Below are 6,562 nucleotides of genomic sequence, written 5' to 3' on the forward strand. Positions count from 1 at the left end.
ACAACTTTTAGGTAGGCTATGTCAAGTAGTATTTTTGAAATGTAGATATTTTTTAGCTATAAAATTGATATAAAATAGATTTTGAAGTTTGTGAAGCCTAAACAAGCTCGCTTAAAATGGAAAAAAGAGGCTCATGCCTCTTTTTTCCAAAAATAAATTTATTTTAAAACTTAGTTTTAGATTATTTTATTGGGAAACAATAAAACTTCCACCTAAATAAGCAGCTTCTGAGCTAATGATGTAGTTATAGCTTCCCGGTGCAAAGGTATGAGTATCAATTGTATGGGTATGCTCACCAGATGATAAGTTATTTAATAACTGCTTAGAAACAATTCTTCCATTAACATCATAAACAGCAATTTCTAAATTACCGGCGTTTGCTAAGTCGAATTTTATAGTTGTGTGGTCTGCTGAAGGATTTGGGAAAGCCGGGTATAATTTTAAATCATTTTTGGCAACATACAAATTTGGGTTGCTGGTAGTAAAATCAACGACCGGAACGATTGCTAATGAAGTCTCAATAGAGGCATTAATATCGAGATAATCAACCCAGTTATTATTGTAAACTACACAGTTACGTCCGTATCCGTCTGTTGCGGGGCGTGCTCCGAATCTTTTTGACCAAAGGCTTAACGTATCTGCACTATTAAAGTTCATTAACTCAAAGGTTACAAAGAAAGAATCATCAACAGCTATTGGGGTTGTAAGATTTGCAAAATTAGCAACATCATTTAAGGTAGAAACACCCGGGATAAATTCTACGGCTAAATCATTATAGGCAATTTTCTTTCCACCTAACGCAATTTCTGGTGTATAGGTTACGGGACTTACTGTAAATACACGATAATTTACACTATCATTAGTAGTACCGCTAAGGTAGCCATAATTGTATGTAACAATACTTTTTACATACATATTAGCTCCTACTTGTGAAGCATTTGTGTTGTATTTTTCTGCCATTCTTGGGCTTAATCCTAAAGATTCAAAGTTATTGTGACCAAACAAAAAGCCGTATCCTGATGCCAAATAAACCATATAAGTCATACTATCAGGGAAGTTTATTAACGCAGAATCTACTTGGGTTTTGTGTATCCCTCCTGACGGAATCATCGGGGCGGATACTAACTCTTTAAATGTAGCATTCTGCAAAACGGGGGACTTCTGTGCATAAGTGCAAGTAAAGCCAAAGGCTAATAAGCCAATTGTAAAGAATAATTTCATTCCTTTCATGATAATTTTAATCTATGTTGCAAACATAAGTTGATTTTGAATTAAGTACAAGAAAATATTCATAAGTTATCCGAAAAAAATATATTCTGGTAAAATTTATGGCTTAATGGTTTACCCTAAAAGAAAAAGAAAAACAGCTTTGAAAGCAGTTTTGGCCACTATTTACAAAAGCTACTTAGCTAACTATTTGTTTCGGTTTAGAGTTAAATTGGGTTAAAGTTTATCAATCAAGAGAGGCTATCCTTTTGGGATAGCCTCTCTTGATTAAAGATGATTAGGATAGCTTACAGATCCCACCAGACGGGAGTTTTGGGGTTAGATATAACCACTGCGTTTTGATTATTCAAGCGTTCTGCTTGGGTTGTAGGAAGGCGGCGCGGAACGGCTCTACTCGTTACACTTGGAGTAATTTGCGGATAACCCGTTCTTCTGTAATCTGTCCATGTTTCTATATGTAGATACATGGCGATATATTTTTGCAGCATAATATCTTTTATTGTGATTGTGGAGGCATTACGGGCTTGGGCTGTCAAGTAATTTGCGGCGGCAGAGCCGGTAACGCCTACTGCCGATAAACTTGCCTGTATGCCATTGCTATATGCTGTTGCGGCACGAGCAGCGTTTCCGGCACGCAGTGCAGCCTCTGCCTCGTTGAAGAAAGTCTCATAAGCAGTAACTAACGGCATCGGAGAATTTGGCTGTAAGAAGAAACTTCCAATACGGCTTGCACCTGGGTTAGCATCTCCCGGATCTGCTGCTATAACAGCACCGGTAGCAGTATCACGCTCCACATCATAGTAAACATCTACACGTGGGTCTGAAAGGCTATCTAATAAATTAGCCATAAAGCTATTCGCAGCTAAATAACCACGCTGAGACTCAAATTGATACCAGAAATTAGCATTAGAAGCATTGGTACCAAAGTTAGCTATCATATCATTAGATGCACTCAAGTCTGTACCCAATAAATCTATTTGAGCTAAAACTTTACTGGCTGAGCCTGTCGGATCTTTTTTGGATAGATGATTTTCATAGCGAACAATGAGCATACGGGCAGCGGCTGTCCATTTGGCTACATCGCCTCCAAAAACAACATCATCAGAGCCGGGCAAAAGTACATTATCGGCTTCGGCAGCTTCAAAATGAACTATTGCTTCTTTTAGAAAACGGATAATATCCTGATAAACAGCTTGCTGTGGGTCATATTTAGGATTTATGAACTCTAAACCCTTAGCAGCTTGGGAGCATGGAACATCGCCCCAAGTGTCAGTAGCTATACCCAAAGCCATTGCTTTAAGAACCTTAGCCATACCAATATAATAGGGATCTCCTTTGGAAGTAGCCATATCAATCAAGTCATCTAAGTCTTTAATTGCGTCAGAATAAATAGTAGTCCATTCATTTTCGGCAACTGTTTCATCTATTGTATATACGTCATAACCAACAAATTGTGAAGATCCGTCTGATACGCCTACTTGTTGTGTCCATAATGCACCCATTCTGGCTAAGTTGCTTCCATAAAGTGAGTACAAGGTAATTTCACTATTGGTTAGTAATAGCGATTCTGTAACTTTGGTCGGACTGTTTGGAGACACATTTTTATCCTCCGTGAACTTACAACTGGGTAAGAGTATTACGGTTAGGATTATTAGAAATATGATATTTTTCATTTTTTTATAGTTTAAAATTTGAATTTAGCACCAACTAAGAAAGAGCGTGAATTAGGCATATTAAAGTATTCAAAACCTACAATGTTAGATCCGGCTCCCGTTAAGCTTGTTTCTGGGTCATTACCTTTGTAGTTTGGTGTGTATAGCAGTAGATTGCGTCCGGTGAGTGAAAATTCTACTCCACGAATCCATTTTGTATCTAATTTAAGGTTGTAGGCAAAAGATAACTCACGTAAGCGCACCCAAGTAGCATCTTGGATAAAGGCTTCACTGGGGCCGCCAACGGTGTTATAGCTATAACGGTAGTAATCCATGCGAGAAACTTTTACGTTATTAGGTTCACCTGTTTCTGTAACGCCATTAAAAATAAAGGAATCGGCACGGTCTTCGGTTATCTTAGCAGTTCCTTGGAAAATTAAACGACCTAATGTACCATTCCAAACAGAGCCGCCTTTTCGGTAATCCAATAATGCTGATACGGTAAAATCTTTGAAGATAGTAAACGTATTACGGAAACCTAATAAGAACTTTGGATACGGATTAGCGATAGCTTTTAACTGTTCGTCTTTGATTGGAAGTCCGTCTGCATCAACTACAATGTTTCCGGAAGCATCTCTGCGGTAAGCAGTTCCGTATAGCATCCCATAAGGTTGGCCAACGGCAGCAAAGGCACCGGGGTCTCCAAAGCCAGTTTCTACCTCCATTTTATCTACTCCTTTGATAAGTTCTTTTACCTCGTTCTTGTTTCGGGTAAAGTTGATGTCAGCATCCCAAATAAAATTCTTTAATTGAACTGGGCGGGCACCTAACATAATTTCCCAACCTTTATTTTGCATTTTTCCGGCATTTTGTAGCTGGTCACGATAGCCTGATGAAGGTGCTAACTGAACATAAACCAACATATCGGTAGTAACTTGTGAATAATAAGTAACATCTAAAGAGATTCTATTTTTCAGTAGCTTAAATTCACCGCCAAATTCAACACTACTGATTCTTTCAGGTTTTAGGTTTGGATTTCCAAGTAAATCTGAGTTTGTGAATGCATTATTTCCCAAAAATGGGCTGCTAATACCACTAACGAAGCCGTCTCCATAGGTTTTGGTGGTATAGTAGCTGCGGGTTGCATACGGAAAAGGCTCATGACCGGCCTGCGAATAAGCAACTCTCACTTTACCATAGGAAAGTATTTTGTTATCTTTTAGGGGAGCTAATTCCGTAAAGGCAAAAGCTAAGTTTACCGAAGGAAAGAAGTATCCTTTGTTTTGGCCAAAGGTAGAGGAATATTCATTCCGTCCTTTTACGTTGAAAAATACCATGTTGTTATATTCTACATTAGCATCCATCCAGAAAGCGGCGGTGCGAATCATTGTTTCTGAATTTGAAGCGTAAAAAGTAGAACCGTTGCTGATGTTGTTAAAGTCAGGTATTGTAAGTCCTTCTCCGCGTGCATACGTACGATTGGTTGAACGTTGATTGATGTTATTGGCAAAAGTAACGCTGCCAAATATCTTTTCGGTAAATGACTTCCGCAAACTCAACAACACGTCAGAGTAAATTTCTCGGTGGTTTAGTACGTCTTGGGTGATTTTTCCTTGTTCAAAGTCATTAGAGCCAATAGCCTTAATTCCCTTACGGTTGTCAGAGTAAAAATCTGTTCCTACACGGTAGGTTAGGTCAATCCAAGGGGCAAACATATATTTAGCAGAAACATTTCCCAGCATACGATTAACGTTACTGCGATAGGTGTTTTTATGAACTGTCCAATAAGGATTATCATACACGGCATAGTAAGTCCGTTGGGAGCCATCGGTATTTTCGTAACCGTTACTGAGGTCAAAAGAAGCAGGGGAGCGCATTAAACCCAGCATTACACCGGAGAGATTAGAGCCATTCTGGGCAGATAAACCTCCTGAATTAATATAGTTAGCCGTTCCATTAATAGAAAGTTTATCAGAGAGTTTGCTTTCTCCGGTAACCCGAACTGTATAACGGTGAAAATCAGTATTCGGAACGATACCGGTTTGCTCTGTTTGGCCAAAAGAAACCCGGAATCCTGAGTTATCATTACCGCCGGAAAGGCTGATGTTATTGGTCATTGTGGTTCCGGTGCGGAAAAAGTTTTTTATATTGTCATAGGCTTTGGCCGGCTGTCCATTAATTTTGAGTGTATCAATACGAGCACCATAAGACGTTGAAGCACGTGGGTTGTAGCGATTTCCGCTACCTTGTGAAAATATATTTTGGGTTTCAATCAAGCGGTTATAGTGGTCAAAGCCCCAGGTGGTTCCTACTTCTACTTTCATTTTGCCATGAGCGCCTTTTTTGGTAGTGATGACGATAGCACCATAACCGGCGCGGGTTCCATAAAGAGCTGCCGCAGCAGGTCCTTTCAAAACGGTGATACTTTCGATATCGTCGGGGTTAATGTCAATAGCACGGTTAGAGTAGGTAGTATTAGATAGTAGGGAGTTATAGGGGTCATCTGCATCCCCACCGTCCATAGTGGAGTTATCCATAGGAACCCCGTCAATGACGAATAGGGGTTGGTTATCTCCATTAATAGAACTTGCCCCTCTAAGAAGTATCTTGGAAGAAGCTCCCGGTACGCCGGCGGATGAAATCGTTTGAACTCCGGCAACTTTTGCAGAAAGACCATTTACCAAATTTACTTCACCGGATTTTACCACAGCATCACCGGATATATCTTGAACAGAGTATCCCAATTTTGCTTTCTTCTCAGCTTGGCCAAAAGAAGTGATAACTACCTCTTCTAAGCCCAATACGTCTTCGGTCATTGTTATCGCTAAGTCTTTGGTATTACCGCTGGTAAGCTCTAATAACACAGACTTCATTCCTACATAGCTGACTTTCAACTGTAATGATTTTGATAAATCAGCCATCAGGTTAAACTCTCCGGAGGCATTTGTGTAGGCACCGCCAACAACACCTCCGCTGCCTTTATCAACTAGGCTAACAGACGCCCCGATTAGGGCTTCATTTGTACCCTCTTGGGTTACTTTTCCACTAACCAACGTAAGGGCTTTTTCGGCCTTTGGCGTAGTTGTGTTCTCCTTTTCCGGCTTGGTGGTTCCCTTGTTGCCTTTGTTGCCCTTATTTCTGATGTCGGGCTGCGCATTTACAACAAAGTAAAACCCTACCAGCACAAATAGCAAAAACTTTCTTTTCATGTGACTAACGTTTATTGGTTTTACATTAAGGCAAAACTAATAATATTATTTTTAATCTTGTATAACCTCTAAGCAACTTTTTTTCCGAATTTTCGTAGAACCAAGTTACAGAAAGCCGTTGATTTTGTTCGTATTTGCTTGTTATCAGTAGTTTAGATATTATCTTTATTGCTATTAATCTGATAAAAAAATATTCAAAAAAAGTATAAAAAACTGCTTATCTCTGAGATTTTCTTACTGCTTAATCGGGATTTTTGAGTGATATTTTACATATAGATAAGAGTTTTACGCAGTTCTTTTGAGTGAATATCAGATTGTGGTTCAGAAAGCATAAGGTTATAGCTTTATACTTTCTGAACCACAACTACTTAGTTTAGTTTAATTTATAGAGCGCGTTGCATAACCTCTAATTTTTAAAAAAGCCCAAATTTTCTCCCGTTCAAAATAAATTTTGATTTTTTGGGGAGTTTTTTT

Annotated in this window: 3 protein-coding genes; all 3 read right to left on the reverse strand. The window is 39.0% G+C overall.

The genetic code is table 11. The annotated features are described in order from the left end of the window. Positions 1–186: 186 nt before the first annotated feature. Positions 187–1,230, reverse strand: a complete 1,044-nt coding sequence (locus tag LC115_02740; GenBank protein MCZ2355599.1) for a T9SS type A sorting domain-containing protein — start codon at positions 1,228–1,230, stop codon at positions 187–189. A 284-nt stretch (positions 1,231–1,514) separates the two neighbouring features. After that, a complete protein-coding gene (locus LC115_02745) occupies positions 1,515–2,900 on the reverse strand; it encodes a SusD/RagB family nutrient-binding outer membrane lipoprotein (GenBank protein MCZ2355600.1) in 1,386 nt (461 codons plus the stop codon). An 11-nt stretch (positions 2,901–2,911) separates the two neighbouring features. Continuing rightward, on the reverse strand, positions 2,912–6,088 hold the full coding sequence (locus tag LC115_02750) for a SusC/RagA family TonB-linked outer membrane protein (GenBank protein MCZ2355601.1): 3,177 nt from the start codon (positions 6,086–6,088) through the stop codon (positions 2,912–2,914). Positions 6,089–6,562: the final 474 nt, after the last annotated feature.

The sequence above is a fragment of the Bacteroidia bacterium genome, assembly GCA_026932145.1.
Taxonomy (GTDB): domain Bacteria; phylum Bacteroidota; class Bacteroidia; order J057; family JAIXKT01; genus JAIXKT01.